Source organism: Bradyrhizobium sp. 137 (assembly GCF_023074095.1).
Taxonomy (GTDB): Bacteria; Pseudomonadota; Alphaproteobacteria; order Rhizobiales; family Xanthobacteraceae; genus Bradyrhizobium.
This window is the reverse complement of sequence record NZ_JADPKU010000120.1, coordinates 1-20,506: the sequence shown is the minus strand read 5'-3', so window position 1 is coordinate 20,506 and position 20,506 is coordinate 1. Positions and strand designations below refer to the sequence as shown.

16 protein-coding genes are annotated in these 20,506 nt (G+C 65.1%); 6 read left to right on the top strand and 10 right to left on the bottom strand.

Features of this window, described 5'->3' with window-relative positions:
- Positions 1–90 precede the first annotated feature (90 nt).
- From IVA78_RS30355 to hpaR, 8 genes are all read right to left on the bottom strand, one after another.
- A complete protein-coding gene (locus tag IVA78_RS30355; RefSeq protein WP_247278917.1) occupies positions 91–918 on the bottom strand; it encodes an HD domain-containing protein in 828 nt (275 codons plus the stop codon).
- Between the two features lie 216 nt (positions 919–1,134).
- A complete protein-coding gene (locus tag IVA78_RS30350) occupies positions 1,135–2,013 on the bottom strand; it encodes a transglutaminase family protein (RefSeq protein WP_247278918.1) in 879 nt (292 codons plus the stop codon).
- Positions 2,010–4,535 (bottom strand): circularly permuted type 2 ATP-grasp protein, encoded by a 2,526-nt coding sequence (locus IVA78_RS30345; protein ID WP_247448580.1) that lies wholly within the window; start codon positions 4,533–4,535, stop codon positions 2,010–2,012. Before IVA78_RS30345 ends, IVA78_RS30350 begins: the two co-directional genes overlap by 4 nt.
- A gap of 27 nt (positions 4,536–4,562) precedes the next feature.
- Positions 4,563–7,838 (bottom strand): transglutaminase family protein, encoded by a 3,276-nt coding sequence (locus tag IVA78_RS30340; protein ID WP_247469136.1) that lies wholly within the window; start codon positions 7,836–7,838, stop codon positions 4,563–4,565.
- Between the two features lie 104 nt (positions 7,839–7,942).
- Positions 7,943–9,466: an altronate dehydratase family protein gene (locus IVA78_RS30335; RefSeq protein WP_247419323.1), complete on the bottom strand. Its 1,524-nt coding sequence runs from the start codon at positions 9,464–9,466 to the stop codon at positions 7,943–7,945.
- A 211-nt stretch (positions 9,467–9,677) separates the two neighbouring features.
- The gene (locus tag IVA78_RS30330; RefSeq protein WP_247278922.1) at positions 9,678–10,454 is read right to left on the bottom strand and encodes an aldolase/citrate lyase family protein; all 777 of its coding nucleotides are present in this window, start codon (positions 10,452–10,454) and stop codon (positions 9,678–9,680) included.
- Between the two features lie 115 nt (positions 10,455–10,569).
- Positions 10,570–11,655 (bottom strand): malate/lactate/ureidoglycolate dehydrogenase, encoded by a 1,086-nt coding sequence (locus tag IVA78_RS30325; RefSeq protein ID WP_247278923.1) that lies wholly within the window; start codon positions 11,653–11,655, stop codon positions 10,570–10,572.
- A gap of 118 nt (positions 11,656–11,773) precedes the next feature.
- The gene (hpaR, locus tag IVA78_RS30320; protein WP_247278924.1) at positions 11,774–12,292 is read right to left on the bottom strand and encodes a homoprotocatechuate degradation operon regulator HpaR; all 519 of its coding nucleotides are present in this window, start codon (positions 12,290–12,292) and stop codon (positions 11,774–11,776) included.
- 111 nt (positions 12,293–12,403) lie between these two features.
- Here hpaR and hpaH point away from each other — a divergent pair, with 111 nt between their 5' ends.
- The 6 genes from hpaH (at position 12,404) to IVA78_RS30290 (ending at position 18,808) form a co-directional block, all read left to right on the top strand.
- Positions 12,404–13,210 (top strand): 2-oxo-hept-4-ene-1,7-dioate hydratase, encoded by an 807-nt coding sequence (hpaH, locus tag IVA78_RS30315; RefSeq protein ID WP_247469134.1) that lies wholly within the window; start codon positions 12,404–12,406, stop codon positions 13,208–13,210.
- A 33-nt stretch (positions 13,211–13,243) separates the two neighbouring features.
- Entirely contained in the window at positions 13,244–13,642 is a 399-nt protein-coding gene (locus IVA78_RS30310) for a 5-carboxymethyl-2-hydroxymuconate Delta-isomerase (protein WP_247278926.1), read from the top strand.
- The gene (gene hpaE / locus IVA78_RS30305; protein ID WP_247278927.1) at positions 13,635–15,173 is read left to right on the top strand and encodes a 5-carboxymethyl-2-hydroxymuconate semialdehyde dehydrogenase; all 1,539 of its coding nucleotides are present in this window, start codon (positions 13,635–13,637) and stop codon (positions 15,171–15,173) included. The genes IVA78_RS30310 and hpaE overlap by 8 nt, the downstream gene beginning before the upstream one ends.
- Before the next feature lie 128 nt (positions 15,174–15,301).
- Positions 15,302–16,285: a 3,4-dihydroxyphenylacetate 2,3-dioxygenase gene (gene hpaD, locus IVA78_RS30300; RefSeq protein WP_247278928.1), complete on the top strand. Its 984-nt coding sequence runs from the start codon at positions 15,302–15,304 to the stop codon at positions 16,283–16,285.
- On the top strand, positions 16,285–17,154 hold the full coding sequence (locus tag IVA78_RS30295; RefSeq protein WP_247278929.1) for a fumarylacetoacetate hydrolase family protein: 870 nt from the start codon (positions 16,285–16,287) through the stop codon (positions 17,152–17,154). Before hpaD ends, IVA78_RS30295 begins: the two co-directional genes overlap by 1 nt.
- A 25-nt stretch (positions 17,155–17,179) precedes the next feature.
- Positions 17,180–18,808, top strand: coding sequence for a thiamine pyrophosphate-dependent enzyme (locus IVA78_RS30290; protein ID WP_247278930.1), 1,629 nt, complete (start codon positions 17,180–17,182; stop codon positions 18,806–18,808).
- A gap of 122 nt (positions 18,809–18,930) precedes the next feature.
- On the opposite strand, the gene alkB is transcribed toward IVA78_RS30290, so the two are convergent.
- Positions 18,931–19,584, bottom strand: coding sequence for a DNA oxidative demethylase AlkB (alkB, locus tag IVA78_RS30285; RefSeq protein ID WP_247278931.1), 654 nt, complete (start codon positions 19,582–19,584; stop codon positions 18,931–18,933).
- Between the two features lie 9 nt (positions 19,585–19,593).
- Entirely contained in the window at positions 19,594–20,340 is a 747-nt protein-coding gene (locus tag IVA78_RS30280; protein WP_247278932.1) for a 2OG-Fe(II) oxygenase, read from the bottom strand.
- Positions 20,341–20,506 lie beyond the last annotated feature (166 nt).

The window sequence follows — 20,506 nt, the reverse complement described above, 5'->3', positions numbered from 1 at the left end:
CTATCATAGTCCGGACCAGCGAAGCGACATCCGGGATGAGGCATGCTGAACCCGGATATCGCTGCGCTCATCCGAGCTTCGAGCTCGATCTCATTTCTGCGGACCGGACAGCGAGATGTCGCGTTCGGCGCGGAACACGTTGCTGTAAAGATTGGCGATCCACTGCCGGCCGATCTCGGTCTTGTTGAGATAGCCGATCTCGGTCTGGATGTGCGGCGCGACGCTGTTCCAGTAGAACTGTGGGTAGCGGTTGACGATGTCGGCGGGCGAGTCGTAGCCGAGCTGGCGGTTGATGCCGACCTCCTCGAACTCGTAATAGAGCGCGTTGGCCTTGCGCAGATAGTTGGGATCGCCGAGCTGGCCGATGAAATCGGCGGCGCGCAGGATCGAGGCGTCCTTGTCATAGTCCTGGCCCTCGCGGGCAGGAAACCGCGTGCCCTCGATGGCGCGCGCGACACGCTCAGAGTCGAGGCCGCGGATCGGCGGCAGCCGCCGCCGCACAAAGAGTTTGGAGCGATCAACGTGATACATCATCAGACTGGCATCCGACGCGCCCCGCGGCAGCGACACCTTGGTTCCCGCCTCGTCGATGATGAAACCGTCTTCGTCATCCTCAGGAAACAGGCCGCGAACATAGCCGATATCGTGCGCAAGGCAGGCGATCAGGATATGGAGGTAGTCCTCCGCGGCAAGATGCGCATGGAGATTACGTCCCATGAGGATCGCCTGGGCGGCCAGAGTCACCAGCATCGTATGCTCGATGTTGTGATACAGCGCGTCGCTGTTGCCGATGCATTCCATCGCGGTGCGCGTCGAGCCTTCCAGCATCCTGGCAGAGGTCTCGTCGTACCGGCGACGCATGAACGAGCCCAGCATCTTCTCGAGGGTCTCGGCCGCCAGTCTCGGTAACGTCATCATGGATGCAGCCCCGTCTGTCGCTGGTGTTCCATACCAACTCCCGACGCCTCATTCTTGTCCTCGACGCACGAGCGAGCATAGCCCATCTTGGGCCGACTGACCAAATCCCGGCACGAAAACACGAAAATATGTTGCCGTTGCGCTGCGTCATATCTCAGTTGCAGTTGCGGCGCGATACATCTTAGGGTCGCTTCCGTCCAAACCGCAAGATTGCGGTCATTCCACCAGCAGCACATCCACGGCGACGCCGAGTTTCTGCTTCGGCGAGCCGACGATGATGCCGTCGACCGGCGACACGTCGGAAAAATCGCGCCCGACCGCGAGCACGATATGGTCATTTGCGACCAGGAGATCGTTGGTGGGATCGAAATCGACCCAGCCGAGCTCCGGCCCGCACCACAGCGACACCCAAGCGTGGGTGGCGTCGGCACCTTGCAGACGCGGCTGGCCCGCCAGCGGAACGGTACGCAGATAACCGCTGACATAGGCTGCAGGCAGGCCGAGCCCGCGCAACCCTGCGATCATCACATGAGCAAAATCCTGGCAGACGCCGTGACGCTTGTCGAAGACCTCGCCGAGCGGCGTCGAGATCACCGTCGCCTTTGGGTCGTAGCGAAAATCGCTGCGGATGCGGTGCATGAGATTGGCTGCACCTTTGAGGATGCCGGCGCCGGGCGCAAAGCTCATCGCCGCGTAGGCGCTGAGCGGATGCAACACCGGCACCAGCGGGCTCGCAAAGACATAGCCGACTGGCGAGGACGGCCCGAGGCTCGTCGCCTCGAAGGCAATGTCGCGAATGCTTTCCCAGGCCGGGCTTTCCGCATCACGCGCTGGCGGCTGTCGCGAGACGGACACACGTGATCGAGAATCGATCCGCAAGTTGCGGTGCGCAGCTTCGATCACCACGCTCTCGGTGAGCGTGCCAAAGAAATCGCGGCGGAGATTGCGCTCGGCCGGACGCGGACGGATCTCGACGTGGTGTGAGATCAGTTCCTGGCCATTGCCGCTGTTCGGCTCCAGCCGCAGCGTGCAGCGGGCGAAGCTGACCGGACTCTCATATTCGTAAGTCGTGACGTGACGGATGTCGTAGATCACGCCAGCCCCGTCAACTTTTCCGGCCGGCTGGCATTGGGGCCGTGCGGGAAATAGTGCTGCCCGATCGCCTCCGCGAGGCTGAGCAGATCCTGCTCCAGCGCGAACAGCGTCTTGACCTCGAGCTTCTCGGCCTCCGCGGTCGCGAGCATCGCCTGCATCGCCACTGCAAGCCGCTGCGGCTTCTCGATCAGGCCGTGCTCCTTCAGGCTCGGCAGCGCGGCGATGTGCTCGTTGAGCGTCGTCACCTGGAACGCCACCGAACGCGGATTGTAGGGATCGAGCACGGCGAGGTCGCGTACCGGCGCCAGGACCGGCGCCAGCAGATAGCGCGAGCGGTAGGTGATCTGGCAATCCACCAGCGTCAGCAGGATGTCGAGATCCTCGTCGCCGGCCTCGTCATAGGCGAATTGACGCGTGAAGCGCGTGGTGTTGACGGCGCGCTCGACGCGGCGGCCGATGTCGAGAAAGCGCCAGCCGGCGGCGCGGTTCATGTTCTCCTGCGCGAGGCCTGCAAAGCTCGCGAGCTCCTGCAAAGTGAGCTCGGCCGCGCTCAAGACGCTGTCGTCGTCCTCGACCTCGTGGGCGAGGCGCTCGGCCATCTCGGTGATGACCTGCCAGGCATCAGGCGAGAGGCGCTCGCGCAACGAGGTCGCCGTGCGCTGCGCCGCGCGGACCAGCGACAGCGACGAGCCGAAACGCTCCGGGCTCTGCAGCGCTTCGGCGACGATAGGTCCAGGCGCCGCGCGCGAGGTTTGCGAGACCGCGCCCCATGCGACCAGCAGGCGCTGGATCCGTTCAATCGACTGCATCGTAGCCGAGCTGCCCTTGTTGGGCCCGCTCGGCGATCCCAACGCGCGCACCAGGCGCAGCGTCGCCTCGGCGCGTTCCAGATAGCGGCCGAGCCAGAACAGATTGTCGGCGGCGCGGCTCGGCAGCACGCCGGCGATGCGGCGGATGCGCACCTTGTCGGTCGCCGGCAGCAGCGTCGCGGTCGAGACCTGCTTGTCCGAGACGACCCAGACGTCGGCGGCGCGGGCACCGTCGCCCATCGATACCGCGCGCGCGTCGGCCTGCTCGGCGATCCGGCAGAAGCCGCCGGGCATGATGGCCCAGCCATCGGGCGTGGCGGCTGCGAACACGCGCAGCACGAACGGCCGCGGCGTGAGCTGGCCCTGCTCCCACACCGGCATGGTCGAGAGCCGCACCACCTCCTGACCGACATAGTCCATGCCGCGCGCGGTGATCGCATCGACCAGGCGCTGGCGCTCGCTCGCATCCAACTCGCTCGCGAGCACCGGTCCCGTGCTGTCGAAGCCGGGAACGCCGCGTCGGTAGGCACCCTCGATCGCGACCTCGTCGAGCCGCGCCAGCACCTCGTCGCGCGCCGCGCGCTGGCCGCACCACCAGGTCGCGATGTGCGGCATCTTCAGCTCCTCGCCGAGCAGGCGGCGGCTCAGCGCCGGCAGGAAGCCGAGCAGCGCCCGTGCTTCCGGCACGCCCGAGCCCGGCATGTTGGCGATGACGACGCCGTCCTTGCGCAGCACGTCGATCAGCCCCGGCACGCCGAGATGCGAGGACGCGTCGAGCTCGAGCGGGTCGAGCGAGTTGGAATCGACGCGGCGCAAGAGCACGTCGAGCCGCTTCAGGCCGGCGACGGTGCGGATGTGAACGCGGTTGTCGCTGACCGCGAGATCGTCGCCCTCAACCAGGAGGAAGCCGAGATAGCGCGCCAGCGTCGCATGCTCGAAATAGGTCTCGCTGAAGCTGCCCGGCGTGAGCACGCCGATCCGCGGCTCGTCGCGGTCGGCACGCGCGCGCAGGCTATCGCGGAACGCCTCGAAGAACGGCGCGACGCGCGGCACATTCATCGACTTGTAGAGATCGGAGAAGGCGCGCGAGAGCACCAGGCGGTTCTCCAGCGCATAGCCGGCCCCCGACGGCGCCTGCGTGCGGTCGCCAAGCACCCACCAGCGGCCGTCAGGACCGCGGCCGACATCGGCGGCATAGATCGAGAGGTAGCGCCCGCCGGGCGGCGGCACGCCGCAGACGGGGCGGAGATATTCGGGACTGCCGGCGATCGCAGCCGCGGGCAGTGCGCCCTCGGCGATGAGGCGCCCCTCGCCATAGATGTCGCGCAGCACGAGCTCGAGCAATTCGGCGCGCTGGGTGATGCCAGCGGAGAGCTGCTTCCAGTCGGCCTCGTCGATCAGGAGCGGCAGATGGCTGATCGACCACGGCCGGTCGGCACTGTCGCCTGGGGCGCGGTAGGTGACGCCGGCCTCGCGGAGATGGCGGTCGGCCATGCCAAAGCGACGCTCGACCTCGTCGGGCGCGAGCGCGCCGAAGGCATCGAAGAAGCGGCTCCAGACCGCCCGCGGGGCGCCGTCGGGTCCCAGGAACTCGTCGGGGATGCCAGGCAGGCGGCTATAATCGCGGACCCATTGCGCAAGGCGGCGCTGGCCTTCACGCAGTCCTTGCGCCCTGCCCGCCTGGTCGTCCTGCTCGGCTGCGCCCTCGGCCATGCGCCTCTCCCTGCCCCACCATCATACTCATTGCAGGAGCGGGGTCCGCAAGTCGAGGGTCAGCGGAAACTCATTTGTGCGTTCCTCGGGCGGCGGCTGTATTGGCCCAGGGGTATGGCCGTGGTCCTGGAAGCGCGCCAGCCGCCGCGCCTCGGCTTCATAGGTGTTGACGGGCTTGGTATCGTAGTTGCGTCCGCCGGGATGGGCGACGTGGTAGACGCAGCCGCCCAGCGAGCGGCCGTTCCAGGTGTCGATCAGGTCGAAGGTCAGCGGCGCATGGACTGGAATGGTCGGGTGCAGGCCGGAGGCCGGCTGCCAGGCCTTGAAGCGGACGCCGGCCACGGCTTCCGTCGAGCGGCCGGTCGATGTCATCGGCAGGCGGCGGCCGTTGCAGGTGACAATGTGGCGACCCTCGACGAATCCCTCGGCCTTAACCTGAAGCCGCTCGACCGATGAGTCCACATAGCGCACCGTGCCGCCGGCCGAGCCCTCCTCGCCGAGCACGTGCCAGGGCTCCAGCGCCTGGCGCAGCTCCAGTGTCACGCCGCCATGATGGACCCGGCCGAAGCCGGGGAAGCGGAATTCGAGCTGGGCCAGATACCATTCCGGCTCGAAGGAATAACCGAACTGCTTCAGCTCGGTGAGCACGTCATGAAAATCCTCCCAGATGAAATGCGGCAGCATGTAGCGGTCATGCAGCGCGGTGCCCCAGCGCACGAACTTGCCTGTCAGCGGCTCGCGCCAGAACCTTGCGATCAGCGCGCGGATCAGGAGCTGCTGAGCCAGCGACATGCGCGGATCAGGCGGCATTTCGAGCGCGCGGAATTCGACCAGGCCGAGGCGCCCGGTCGAACCTTCCGGCGAATAGAGCTTGTCGATGCAGATCTCGGCACGGTGGGTGTTGCCGGTGATGTCGACCAGCAGATGCCGGAACAGGCGATCCACCAGCCACAGCGGCGTCTGGGTGCCGGGCGGCGGCACATGCGACAGCGCGACCTCGAGCTCGTAGATGCTGTCGTGGCGCGCCTCGTCGATACGCGGCGCCTGGCTGGTCGGGCCGATGAAGAGGCCGGAGAAGAAATAGGACAGCGACGGATGCCGCTGCCAGTACAGCACGAGGCTCTTCAAGAGATCGGGCCGCCGCAGGAACGGCGAGTCCTGCGGTGACGAGCCGCCGACCACGACGTGATTGCCGCCGCCGGTGCCGGTGTGGCGGCCGTCGATCAGGAAACGGTTGGCGCCGAGACGGATCTTGGCGGCATCCTCATAGAGCCCGACGGTGATGTCGACAGCCTCACGCCAATTCTTTGCCGGCTGGACGTTGACCTCGATTACGCCAGGGTCGGGCGTCACCTTGATGACGTCGATGCGCGGATCGAACGGCGGCGGATAACCCTCGACATGAACCTGGAGCTGCATCTCCTCGGCCGTGGCTTCGAGGGCCGCGACCAGCTCCAGATAATCCTCGATGCGCTCGACCGGCGGCAAGAAGGCGCAGAGCACGCCGTCGCGGACTTCGATCGACATCGCGGTGCGTACCGGCTCCGCTGCGTCGGGACGGTCCGGCGCCAGTCGCGGCGGCGGCGATTGCAGGCGTGGCATGCGCTCGAACACCGGCAGCTTGGTGCGCGGCTCCATCGGATCCTGCTCGACGATATAGGGATAGCGATCGGGCGGAATATATTCGAGCGCGCTGAGCGGCAATCGCAGGCCGAGCGGGGAATCGCCGGGCATCAAGAACAGATGCTTGCGACGCAGCTTCCAGCGCTCGCTGCGCCAGCGCGGCGCGTCCGCGTTCCAGCGCTGCACCGGCAGCACGAAGCCCTTTGGCGTATTCAGCCCCTCGTCGAACACCCGCGCCATTCGGGCGCGCGCTTCCGGATCGGACAGCTTGGAATCCGAGGGATCGACGTTGATCGGAAGCTCCCCCTCCTTCTGCAACCAATAGGCGGGATCTTCATAGGCCGGCATGATGTAGCCGGGATCGAGGCCGAGCCGTGCGACCGTGCCCTCCATGAAGGCCTCGGCGTCCTTGACGTTAGCGCGCCCCGGGTTCTCGATCCTGGCGATGAGATCCGCATTCTTCGAGATCGGCACGCCGTCCTTGCGCCAATACAGGCCAAACGCCCAGCGCGGCAGGGTCTCGCCAGGATACCATTTGCCCTGGCCGAAGTGCAGCAGGCCGCCGGGCGCGAACCGCACGCGCAGGCGGCGGATCAGATCGTCGGCAACGGCGCGCTTGGTCGGACCGACGGCGTCGATGTTCCATTCCGCCGCTTCAAGATCATCGACCGAGACGAAGGTCGGCTCGCCGCCCATGGTGAGCCGCACGTCGTGGGCGGCAAGTTCGCCGTCGACCTGCTCGCCGAGATCGTTGAGCCGCGCCCAGGCTTCGTCAGAGAACGGTTTTGTGATGCGCGGCGCCTCGCGAATGCGCTTCACGCTCATGTCGAATGCGAACTCGACCTCGGCAAAGCCGGCGCCACCGGAGATCGGCGCGGCCGAGCGATAATGCGGTGTTGCGGCAACCGGGATGTGCCCCTCGCCCGCGAGCATGCCGGAGGTCGCGTCGAACCCGATCCAGCCCGCGCCCGGAAGGTAGACCTCGGCCCAGGCGTGCAGATCGGTGAAATCGTTCTCAACCTCCGGCGGCCCCTCGATCGGATCGATGTCGGGACGGATCTGGACGAGATAGCCGGAGACGAAACGGGCGGCGAGCCCGAGATGGCGGAAGGTCTGGATCAAGAGCCAGGCGGAATCGCGGCACGAGCCGGCGCCGGAACTGAGCGTCTCCTCCGGAGACTGCACGCCCGGCTCCATGCGGATGACGTACCGGATCTTCTTCTGGAGCTCGCGATTGAGATCGACCAGGAAGTTGACGGTGTTCGGCGCTTCCTGCGGGATCGCATCGAGATATTGCGCAAACAAGCGATCGGGCTTGATGGTCTCGAGATAGGGCGCAAGCTCCGTCTTCAGGTCCTTCGGATAGGCGAACGGAAAGCTGTCGGCATAAGGCTCGACGAAGAAGTCGAACGGATTGACCACGGTCATCTGCGCCGTAAAATCGACCTCGAATTTCAGCTCGGTCGTCTTCTCCGGGAAGACGTAGCGCGCGAGCCAATTGCCCTGCGGGTCCTGTTGCCAGTTTACGAAATGATTGGATGGCGTGACCTTGAGCGAATAGCTCAGGATCGGCGTGCGAGTATGCGGCGCCGGCCGCAACCGGATGGTCTGCGGGCCGAGATCGATCGGGCGGTCGTATTTGTAGTGCGTGACGTGGTGTAGTGCGACGTAGATCGACACGGGGTGCGGTGCTCCAGCAGCTTTTTTGAGCAGAACACCTGATGTGAGCGCGATCAAGCACTAACAACGTGCAGACCGTGCCTATGGCGCAGGCTGCAGGTTTACTACATCGTCGCCCCTAACACCCACGGCGCGAACTCGGCGCCGCCAAAGTCAAAACTCTCGCTCTTGGTCGGCTGTCCCGAGGCCGTCTTGAGGATGAGATCGAAGATGCGCTGGCCGCACTGCTCGACGCTCTCCTCGCCTTCGAGGATGGTGCCGCAATTGACGTCCATGTCCTCTTCCATGCGCTTGTACATGGGCGTGTTGGTGGCGAGCTTGATCGACGGCGCCGGCTTGCAGCCGAACACACTGCCGCGCCCGGTCGTGAAGCAGACGAGATTGGCGCCGCCTGCGACCTGGCCGGTCGCTGCAACCGGGTCGTAGCCGGGCGTGTCCATAAAGACAAAACCCTTCTTGGTGACGGGCTCGGCGTAGCGCAGCACCTCGACGAGATTGGTGGTGCCGGCCTTCGCCATTGCGCCGAGCGATTTTTCCAGGATGGTGGTGAGGCCGCCGGCCTTGTTGCCGGGGCTTGGATTGGCGTTCATCTCAGCGCCTTCGCGCGCGGTGTATTCGTCCCACCAGCGCATGAGGTCGACCAGCTTCTCGCCGACCTCGCGGCTGACGGCGCGGCGCGTCAGCAGATGCTCGGCGCCATAGGTCTCCGGCGTTTCCGACAGGATCACGGTGCCGCCGTGACGGACGACGAGGTCGCTGGCAGCACCGAGCGCGGGATTGGCTGATACACCGGAATAGCCGTCCGAGCCGCCGCATTGCAGGGCCACGGTGAGCTCGCTTGCCGGCACGGATTCGCGCCTGACCTTGTTGGCATCGGCGAGCGCCTCGCGCACGAAGGCGATGCCCGCCTCCACCGTCTTGCGCGTGCCGCCGACCTCCTGGATGTCCATCGCACGCAGGCGGCCGGCGAGCTTCTGCTCTTCCATCAGGCCGCCGATCTGGTTCACCTCGCAACCGAGGCCGAGCACGATGACGTGAGAGAAATTGACGTGCCGCGCATAGCCACCAAGCGTGCGGCGGAGCAGCGCCAGCGGCTCGTTCTGCGTCATGCCGCAGCCGGTCTTGTGGGTCAGCGCGACCACGCCGTCGACGTTGGGGAAATCGGCCAGCGGGTTGTCGCCGGTGAAGGGATTCTTCTTGAAGACGTCGGCAACGAGACTGGCGACATGCGCGCTGCAATTCACCGAGGTGAGGATGCCGATATAGTTGCGCGTGGCGACGCGGCCGTCCGGACGGCGGATGCCCTCGAAGGTCGCCGGCAGGTCGAAATTCGGCGTCGGCTTGACGTCGGCGCAATAGGCATAGTCCTTGGCGAAATCGCCCATGCCGCAATTCTGCGTGTGGACGTGCTGGCCCGGCGCGATCGGCACCGTGGCAAAGCCGATGATCTGGCCGTAGCGCTTGATTGGCTCTCCCAATGCGATCGGCTTGATCGCGACCTTGTGGCCGGAGGGAATGCGATCGACCGTGATCACGCCGTCGGCGACCATTGTGCCGGGCGGCAGGCTCGCGCGCGCGATCAGCACGCCATCATCGGGATGCAGGCGGATGACGGGGCTAATGGTCATGGGAGGTCTCCTTGGGTCTTCAAAATATCGTGCGCCGGACGCAGCGCAGCGTGAAAGGATGCACTGCTGATCCCGGGCCCATTGTCACGTCAGCCTTGTCACGCCAGCCTTGCGCAGCAACTGGGTCGCGGCTCTGCGGTGCATCGCCATAGCGGTCAAAGACGCGCGTAAACGCGCTTTTGTCGCTGCACCGCGTCCGGGACACGCTAGATCACGCCTTCCCGCCTGATTCCTTGCGGGTCGCATTCACCTGCATCTTGGCGTAGGTCGTCATCAGACCGACCTCGTTCGACAACGTCACCAGCTTGAAGCCCATATTGATGGCGCGCGCTGCGCCTTCGGCGCCGCTGCAATGGATGCCCGGGTTGAGGCCGCGCTTGCCGCACTCCTTGATGATCTTCTCGTAGATCGCGAGGATCTCCGGCTCGCTGCGGTCGAGCTTGGGCTCGAGGCCGTAGGAGAAGCCGAGGTCGGACGGGCCGATATAGACGCCGTCGATGCCCTCGACGTCGAGGATCGCTTCCATGTTCTCGACCGCGGTCCTGGTCTCCATCATCGGCAGCAGCACGATCTCGTCGTTGGCCGTCTTCTGGTAGGAGCCTGCGGTGCCGTACATGCCGGCGCGGATCGGACCGTTGGAGCGCACGCCCTTCGGCGGATATTTCGAATAGGAGACCAGGTTCCGGGCTTCCTGCGGCGTATTGACCATCGGGCAGATCACGCCATAGGCGCCGCCGTCGAGCACCTTGCCGATGATGCCGGGCTCGTTCCAGGGCACGCGGACCATCGGGGTGATCGGATGCTTGTCCATGGCCTGGAAGCACTGGACCATTGACAGATAGTCCTGCACGCCATGCTGCATGTCGACGGTGACGCTGTCGAAGCCGCATTGCGCGACCATCTCGGCCGAGAAGCCAGAGGGTATAGCGAGCCACGCGTTGACCACGGCCTTGCCCGACTTCCAGATTTCCTTGACCTTGTTCGCCACGTTGCCTTCCTTCTTTGTTGTTTGAACCTTCGTCACCATGACGAGCGCCGCGACAGCACAACCCCGCTGTTACCGCGAACTGGATCGCCGCGCTACGCTCGCAATGGCGCAAGACCTATGCGGTCGCCCTCTGGATGCTGACTTCGCTGACGCCGACCTCGCGGGCCGTGTTCACTATTGCCGCCCAGGTGTCATCCGGCAAGGGGATGCCGTTTTTCGTGCGTTCCGCGCGGATTTTCCGCTCGGGATCGCCGGGAATCAGCACCCGATCGACGTCGGCCATCGGCTTGGTGGCGCGTATGAAATCGACATAGCGCGAGACTTCGTCGTCGAAAAGGTTGGAGGTATCGACCACCTTCGGATCGACATAGAACGCCAGCATGCCGTTGGCAAAGCGCCGCCCGCCCGATGTGGCCCCGGTTCCAGTCAGCGCACCGCCCAAGAGCTCGCATATGAAGGCGAGCCCCGATCCCTTGTGCTCGCCGAAGGCACGGATGGCGCCTGTGCCCTTGGTATGATCGCGCGGTCCCGCCGGCGTGTAGGGGCCGTAGAGCACGACTGGGTCCTCGCTCAGGCTGCCGTCGGAATCGACCAGCGCGCCTTTCGGCAGCTTTTTGCCGCCACGGCTTGCGACCAGCACCTTTCCTTCGGCGACGACCGAGGTCGCGAAGTCCAGCACGATCGGATCCTGACCCGCGCGGGGGATGCCGACGCAATATGGCGCAGTCGACAGCCGCTTCTCGACGCCGCCGAACGGCGCAACCAGCAGCGAGCCCGCCGCATTGACGAAGTGCACCGAGATCAGCCCTTCGGCGGCAGCCATCTCGGCCCAGTCGCCGACACGGCCGATATGGCCGGCGTTGCGCAGCGCGACCGCGGCAAGCCCCGCCTTCTTGCACTTGTCGAGGCCGATCCGAACCGCCTGCGGCGTCACGGTCTGGCCGTAGCCGAACTTGCCGTCGACCACCGCGAGCGAGGGCGTGTCCAGCACCACTTCCGCGTTCTGGTTGGGCACGACCGCGCCGGATTTCTGCCAACGGATGTAGACGGGCACGCGGATCACGCCGTGACTGTCATGGCCGGTCAGGTTCGCTGTTGTGAGGTAGGTGGCGATGCGCCTGGCTTCCTCCGGCGAGGACTGCGCATGCGCAAAGACCTCGCTGACGAAGTCGATCAGCCTCTGGACTTGAATGGTGACCATGACGGTCTGCTTACCTCTACCCGCTGCCGATTTTGCAGCGATCGGCTTGGGCGGCACTTTGAGCGAAAAAACGCGGCCATGTCCATGGCTCGCACCGCGCGCTCGCGCATATCAGCTTTCACTCCTCGGCACTTGCCCCCTCGCCGCTGCCGAGCCCTGCGAGACTCTGTTCGAGCTCGCCAAGCATGTCCTGCAACTCGACGAGTTTGCGTGCGCCAAAGCGTCGCGTGATCTCGGCATAGATCGCCTCCGACGTCGGCGCCACGGAGGCCATCAGCTTCACGCCTTCTTTCGAGATCGAGACCATGCTGCGGCGCTGGTCCGCCTTGGCGGTCTTGCGCTCGATCAGATTGCGCGCTTCGAGGTCGCGCAGGATGCGTGACAGGCTCGGCCCGAGCAGGAACGCCGTGCGCGCGAGTTCCGTGACCTCGGCCGCCTCGATGCCGGCCAGCGCGCGCAGGATGCGCCATTGCTGCTCGGTCAAGCCGTGCTCGCGCAGTGAGGGGCGGAATTGCCGCATCACCGCCTCGCGTGCCCGCAGCAGCGACATCGGCAGTGAACGCGAGAAGTCGCGCATCGGCACCTGCCGCGCGGCAGGCGCGTTTTCGCCGGCGGGATCGGCGGGTTTCTTCGTCATGATACCCTTTCAAGCTGCAAAATCTTCGCAATGCAGCAAGCGCGAATTGTGTTTGACGCATTCATTTAACATGTTAAGTATCTCCGGGCACCCCGATTTGTAAGATCACAAATGGCGCTTTCCAACGACGATATCCAAGCTTGCGCGAGGCGTCTGCACCAGGCGGAGAAGACTCGCACGCAGATCCGGCAGCTCTCGCAGGATTTTCCTGGGATCACCATCGCTGACGCCTACGCGATTCAGAAGGCTTGGGTCGACGTCAAGATCGCCGAGGGGCGGATCGTCAAAGGCCACAAGATTGGCCTGACCTCGAAGGCGATGCAGAGCGCGCTCGATATCGACGAGCCGGGTTCCGGCGTGCTGCTCGACGACATGTTCTTTGCTGATGGCGGCCCCGTCCCGACGGAGCGCTTCATCGCGACGCGCGTCGAGGCGGAGCTCGCCTTCGTCATGAGCAAGCGCCTTTCAGGACCCGGCTGCACGATGTTCGACGTGCTGAACGCCACCGACTTCGTGGTGCCGGCGCTGGAGATTTTGGACACGCGCATCGAGCGGGTCGATCCGAGGACCAAAGCGACGCGGAAGATTTTCGACACCATCGCCGACAACGCGGCGAATGCCGGCATCGTGCTCGGCGGGCGGCCGATACGGCCGCTGGACGCCGATTTACGCTGGATCGGCGCGCTGTGTTTCCGGAACGGCCAGCTCGAGGAAACCGGACTTGCCGCCGGCGTGCTCAACCATCCCGCAACCGCCGTGGCCTGGCTCGCGAACAAGATCGCACCGCTCGGCCATGCGCTGGAGCCCGGACAGGTCGTGCTCGCCGGCTCCTTCATCCGCCCGATCGAGACCCGCAAGGGCGACACAATTCAGGCCGATTATGGCGCCTACGGCTCGGTGAGCTGCTACTTCGCTTAGACGGACAATAAGAAGACAGGGAGTGAAACCGCGATGCCGCATTTCACCATCGAATATTCCGCCAATCTCGATGGCCGCCTCGACATGGGCCTGGTATGCGAAGTCGTGCGCAAGGCAGCGGTCGAGACCGGCATCTTCCCGCTCGGCGGCATCCGCGTTCGCGCCGTCAGGTGCGAGCATTACGCGATCGCGGACGCGCGGCAGGACTACGGCTTTCTCGACATGGTATTGCGCATCGGCGAGGGCCGCGATCTCAAGACGCGCCAGAAAGCCGGCGAGCACGTATTCCAGGCGCTCTCAAAACATCTCGACCCCGTCTTCGCTGCCAGCAAGTTCGCCTTGTCGTTCGACATGCAGATCAACGACAAGGACACGAGCTGGAAGCGCAACAACATCCACGACGCCCTGAAAGTGGAGGCCGCAAATGGATAAGCCCGCGCCAAAAGCCGACGTGTTCCAGGCCAACCGCGACCGCCTCGCACCGCTGCTGAAAAAGCTCCGCGCGGACGGCATCGGTCACATCATCGACGGCAAGATCGAGCCATCGATCTCTGGCGAGACCTTCGAGACCAAGTCGCCGGTCGATGGCGCGACGCTCGCGAGCGTCGCCCGCGGCAATGCCGAGGACATCGATCGTGCGGCCACTGCTGCCGCGCTGGCCTTCAAATCCTGGCGCGACATGGGCCCGGCTATGCGGCGCAAGCTGCTGCATCGGGTCGCCGACGCGATCGAGGACAATGCCGATGACATCGCGGTGCTCGAATGCATCGACACCGGCCAAGCCTATCGCTTCATGGCCAAGGCCGCCATCCGCGCCGCCGAGAACTTTCGGTTCTTCGCCGACAAATGCGCCGAGGCGCGCGACGGCCTCAACACGCCGAGCGACGAGCACTGGAATGTCTCGACGCGCGTGCCGATCGGCCCGGTCGGCGTGATCACGCCGTGGAACACGCCGTTCATGCTCTCGACCTGGAAGATCGCCCCTGCCCTGGCAGCCGGCTGTACCGTCGTGCACAAGCCGGCCGAGTGGTCGCCGGTGACGGCCTCCATTCTGGCGAAGCTCGTCAAGGAAGCCGGCATTCCCGATGGCGTGCTCAACACCGTGCACGGCTTTGGTGAAGAGGCCGGCAAGGCGTTGACCGAACATCCCGCCATCAAGGCGATCGGCTTCGTCGGCGAGAGTGCGACGGGCTCGGCGATCATGATCCAGGGCGCGCCGACCTTGAAGCGCGTGCATTTCGAGCTCGGCGGCAAGAACCCCGTGATCGTGTTCGATGACGCCGATCTCGACCGCGCGCTCGATGCGGTGGTGTTCATGATCTACTCGCTCAATGGCGAGCGCTGCACCTCCTCCAGCCGCCTGCTGATTCAGCAGAGCATCGCCGAGACATTCGTGGAGAAGCTGACCGCGCGCGTGAAGGCGCTGAAGGTCGGCCACCCCCTCGATCCCGCAACCGAGATCGGGCCGCTGATCCACGAGCGTCACCTCGCAAAGGTTTGCTCTTATTTCGACGTCGCGCGCCAGGACGGCGCGACGATCGCGGTCGGCGGCAAGCCCTGTGACGGCCTCGGCGGCGGACATTACGTCGAGCCGACGCTGGTGACCGGTGCGCATGGCAAGATGCGGGTGGCGCAGGAGGAGGTGTTCGGCCCCTTCCTGACCGTGTTGCCGTTCCGTGACGAGGCGGACGCGATCGAGATCGCCAACGACATTCGCTATGGCCTCACCGGCTATGTCTGGACCAACGACATGGGCCGCGCCCTGCGTGTCGCGGACGCGCTGGAGGCCGGCATGATCTGGCTGAACTCGGAAAACGTCCGCCACCTGCCGACGCCGTTCGGCGGCATGAAGGCCTCAGGCATCGGCCGCGACGGCGGCGACTATTCGTTCGATTTCTACATGGAAACCAAGCACGTCTCGCTGGCGCGGGGCACGCACAAGATTCAGAAGCTGGGAATCTAGGAAAACCGTCGTTTTGGGGCGTGCGAAGCACGAACTATGGTGCGCAATTGCGCACCTGAGAACCTCGAGATTCCGGGTTCGGCTCAACGAGCCGCCCCCCCGGATGACTGATACAAGGGGAAACGCAAATGCCCATACCGCAACACGTCTTCGAGCCGCCGTTCAACATCATTCGCTCCAGCCATGTCGTGCTCGACGTCACCGATCTGAAACTGAGCCGCGAGTTCTACGAGACCATTGTTGGCCTGCATGTCGAGGACGCCGACGACAATGTCGTTTATTTGCGCGGAGCTGAAGAGCATCAGCATCACTCGCTCGTCCTGCGCAAGGCCGCAGCGCCCGCCTGCGCGCGGCTCGGCTTCAAGGTCGGCAACGACAAGGATCTCGACAAGGCGGCCGCATTCCTCTCCGAGAACGGTCTCGCCTACGGCTTCGCGGACCAGCCGTTCCAGGGCCGCACTCTGCAATTCACGGACCCCTTCGGCTTCCAGATCGAGCTCTATGCAGCGATGGACCGCCGGCCACACCTCTTGCGCCGCTACGATCTCTACAGAGGCTGCCACCCGCAGCGGCTCGACCATTTCAACGTCTTCGCCGCCGAGGTGCAGGACACCGTCGATTTCTACGCCCGGCTCGGCTTCCGGCTGACCGAATATGCCGAGGAGGACGGACCGAACGGACGTATCGCCGCAGCCTGGATGCATCGCAAGGGCAACGTCCACGACTTCGCCATCACCAACGGCAAGGGCCCTCGCCTGCACCACTTCGCCTATTGGACGCCGACGGCGATGAACATCATCCATCTCTGCGACGTCATGGCCTCCCAGGGCTTCGTGAAGAACATCGAGCGCGGCCCCGGACGCCACGGCATCTCGAATGCGTTCTTCCTTTATGTGCGCGACCCTGACGGCCACCGGCTCGAGCTCTACACCAGCGATTACTTCACGGGCGATCACGACCACGAGCCGCTGCGCTGGTCGCTGCGCGATCCGCGCCGGCAGACGCTGTGGGGTGCCCCCGCGCCGCGCTCCTGGTTCGAGCAGGGCTCGCCCTTCACTGGCCAGGCCGTGCGCGAGCCGAAATTCGTGGCCGACGTGCTGGTGGCAGACTGATGACACTCCCTCGCCTCGCCACCTATTCCGTCGAGGGGGCAACGCGCTACGGCGCGGCCGTCGATCGCGGCGTGGTCGATCTCTCCGCGCGCCACGCCAAGGATTTTCCGACGCTGCGCGAGGTGATCGCGGCCGGGAAGCTGACGAGCCTTGCCGAGGAAGCCGCAGGCCGCTCGCCGGATCATCCCCTCCGCGAGATCACCTTTCTGCCGCCAGTGCCCGCGCCGGAAAAGATCATCTGCATCGGCGTCAACTATCCCGATCGCAACGCCGAGTACAAGGATGGCCAGGACGCGCCGAAATACCCGAGCATGTTCATGCGGAGCCCACGCTCCTTCGTCGGCCATGGCACGCCGCTGGTGCGGCCGCGCGCCTCCGCACAGCTCGACTATGAAGGCGAGATCGTGCTGGTGATCGGCAAGGAAGGCCGGCACATTGCGGAGAGCGCAGCGCTCGATCACATCGCCGCGCTCACACTCTGCAACGAAGGCTCGGTGCGCGACTGGCTGCGTCATGCCAAGTTCAACGTCACGCAGGGCAAGAACTTTGATTCCAGCGGCAGCCTCGGGCCATGGCTCGTGCCCTATACAACGGAATCCCAGATCGCCGACATTCGCCTCACCACGCATGTCAACGGTGAGCTCAGGCAGGACGATCGCACCAGCCGCTTGATGTTCCCGTTCCGCTACCTCATCAACTATATCTCGACCTTTGCCACCCTCGTCCCCGGCGACATCATCGTCACCGGCACGCCGACCGGCGCCGGCGCGCGGTTCGATCCGCCGCGCTACCTGAGGCCGGGCGATATCGTCGAGGTCGAAGCAGAAGGCATCGGGCTCTTGCGCAACGGCGTCGTCGACGAAGCCTGATCAACCATCGAAGTGGAATAGCACCATGACCACTCTCACCGGCGGCGAAGCGATCGTAAGCGGCCTCGTCGCCCACGGCGTCGACACCGTGTTCGGCCTGCCCGGCGCGCAGGTCTACGGCCTGTTCGATGCCTTCCACCAAGCCCAGCTCAAGGTGATCGGCGCGCGGCACGAGCAGGCCTGCGGCTACATGGCGTTCGGCTATGCGCGCTCCAGCGGCAAGCCCGGCGTGTTCAGCGTGGTGCCTGGCCCCGGCGTGCTCAACGCCAGCGCGGCGTTGCTCACCGCGTTCGGCTGCAACGAGCCGGTGCTCTGCGTCACCGGCCAGGTGCCGACGCCATTTTTGGGCAAGGGTCGCGGCCATCTCCACGAGATGCCGGACCAGCTCGCGACCCTGCGCACTTATGTGAAATGGGCAGACCGTATCGAATATCCCGGCAATGCGCCGACGGTCGTCGCGCGCGCCTTTCAGGAGATGATGTCGGGGCGGCGTGGGCCTGCGTCTGTCGAGATGCCGTGGGACGTCTTCACCCAGCGCGCCGAAACCGCCGCCGCACAGATGCTGGAGCCGCTGCCCGCGCCGCTGCCTGATCCTGACCTGATCAAGCAGGCCGCCGCGCTGATCAAGACCAGCAAGGCGCCGATGATCTTCGTCGGCAGCGGCGCGATCGAGGCGCGCGAGGAGATCCTCGAGCTCGCCGAGATGATCGATGCGCCCGTCGTTGCCTTTCGCAGCGGCCGCGGCATCGTCTCCAATGCGCACGAACTCGGACTCACCATGGCTGCTGCCTATAAGCTGTGGCCGAACACTGATTTGATGATCGCAATCGGCACCCGCGCGGAGCTGCCGGCCTCTGGCTTTCGCTGGCCCTATCAGCCGAAGGGACTGAAATCCATTCGGATCGATATCGATCCGGCCGAGATGCGGCGGCTCGCCTTCGATACCGCCATCGTCGCCGATGCCAAGGCTGGCACGGCCGATCTCGTCACCGCCGTGAAGAAGGCCGGCTATGCGAGAAGCCGCAGCCGGCGGGGAGACATCCGCGAGGCCGCCGCAACCGCGCAACAGGAAATCCAGCGCATCCAGCCGCAGATGGCGTATCTCAACATCCTGCGCGAGGTGCTGCCGGCGAATGCGATCGTGACAGATGAATTGTCGCAGTTCGGCTTCGCCTCCTGGTACGGCTTTCCGGTCTATCAGCCGCGCACCTTCATCACGTCAGGCTATCAGGGCACGCTCGGCTCGGGCTTTCCGACTGCGCTTGGCGCCAAGGTCGCGAACCCTGACAAACCCGTCGTCGCCATCACCGGCGACGGCGGCTTCATGTTCGGCGTGCAGGAGCTCTCGACCGCCGTGCAGTTCAACATCGGCGTGGTGACGCTGGTGTTCAACAACAACGCCTACGGCAATGTCCGCCGCGACCAGCGCGAGCGGTTTGACGGCCGCGTGGTGGCTTCGGATCTCGTCAATCCGGATTTCGTCAAGCTCGCGGAATCCTTCGGCGTTGCCGCTGCGCGCGTCACCGCGCCGGACCAGTTCAAGGCGGCGATGGAGAAGGCGCTCGCCCATGGCGGGCCGTATCTGATCTCGGTGGAAGTGACGCGGGACTCCGAAGTCAGTCCCTGGGCGTTCATTCACCCGCCGAAGCCGTAGTTGTCCTCATGGTGAGGAGGCGCGAAGCGCCGTCTCGAACCACGAGGTCCCCCGCTGCGGCGGCTCGGGCCTCCATCCTTCGAGACGCTTGCTTCGCAAGCTCCTCAGGATGAGGGGATGGACTAGCGTGTTTGTCGAAACGTCAAATTGATTCGCTTCCGGCCGAGCAGAGCATGCTCGCCGTCGGCGAGCGGCGCGACGCCGTGATAAGCGAGCCTGCTAGTCCCGCCCCAGACCACGACGTCACCATGGACGAGGCGGAAGCGGCGCGGCTTGTCGCTGCGCGCCAAGCCACCGAACAGGAAGGTTGCGGGCAGGCCGAGCGAGACCGAGACAATCGGGGCCGAATAGTCGAGCTCGTCCTTGTCCTGATGCAGCGACAGCCGCGTGCCGGGCTCGTAGCGGTTGACGAGGCAGGCATCGGGCGCGAAGTCTTTGAAGCCGCCCTGCTCCGCCGCGCGGCGGGCGAGATCACGGAATACTGCCGGCATCGCCGGCCAATGCTCGCCGTTTCGCGGATCGATTGGATCATAGCGATAGCCGGTGTGATCGGTGATCCAGCCGCGCTCGCCGCAATTGGTCATCGCCACCGACATCTGATAGCCGCCGGGCGTGGTCATGCGCCGAAACGGCGATTGCGCCACGATGGCGCGCACGGCTTCGATCAACTCGCTCTCGATCGGCGTGACGAAGCCGCGCAGCAGCACGGCGCCGTCAGCGATCTCCTCGCGCAATGGCTGCGCCTCGGCGACGCTATCGAACAAATCCGCAGTCAATCGCCTCACTCATTTGGCATCATGAAAGATCACACCCAGCGTGTGGCCCTGGCCGGAGCGAATCCGGCTGACGCCGTGACGCAGGTTAACCCGGTATGTCCCGCGTGTCCCCTGCACCGGGCGGTGATGCACGGCGAAGGCGACGGCGTCGCCCTGCGCCAGCGGCACCACCTCGGCGCGCGACTGCATGCGCGGCCGCTGCTCGGTCAGCACGAATTCGCCGCCGGTGAAGTCGCGCCCCGGCTCTGACAGCAGAATCGCGACCTGGATCGGGAACACATGCTCACCATAGAGATCCTGGTGCAGGCAATTGTAGTCGCCGGCCTCATATTGCAGCAGCAGCGGCGTCGGCCGGCTCTGGCCTGCTTCGTGGCAGCGCTTGAGGAACGCCGCATGCGCGGCGGGATAGCGGATGTCGATCCCCATCGCCTCGTTCCAGCGATTGGCGACGCCCTGAAGCTGCGCATAAAGCACGGGGCGCAATTGCGCAATCAGGTCGGGGAGCGGATAAGAGAAGTACTTGTATTCGCCGCGGCCAAAGCCGTGGCGCCCCATGACGATGCGGCTGCGGAAGTGCGTGTCGTCTGGATAGAGCGCGGCGATGCTACGGCATTGCTCCGGCGTCAGCAGGCCTTTCAGGACAGCGCAACCCTGGGCGTCGAGTTCGGCGGTGATTTGCGGCCAGTCGAGGGCGTTGACCTGGGCGGAAGGGTCAGCGGATGGCTTCTGGGGTGATTTGCGTGCGGTTGCTGTCATGGCCAGGACTTTCGCAAGACTGCCCTACCCGCCGCCACCCGATTCCCGACTATCTCCCCGTCATTGCTGTCGATGTTCAATAATTCGCTGATTGGATCGCGGTGGTCTTGGTAGCGGCGAAGGCCTTGGGAGTTTGTCCTGCCAAGGCCTGATGGGGTCTGTGGTT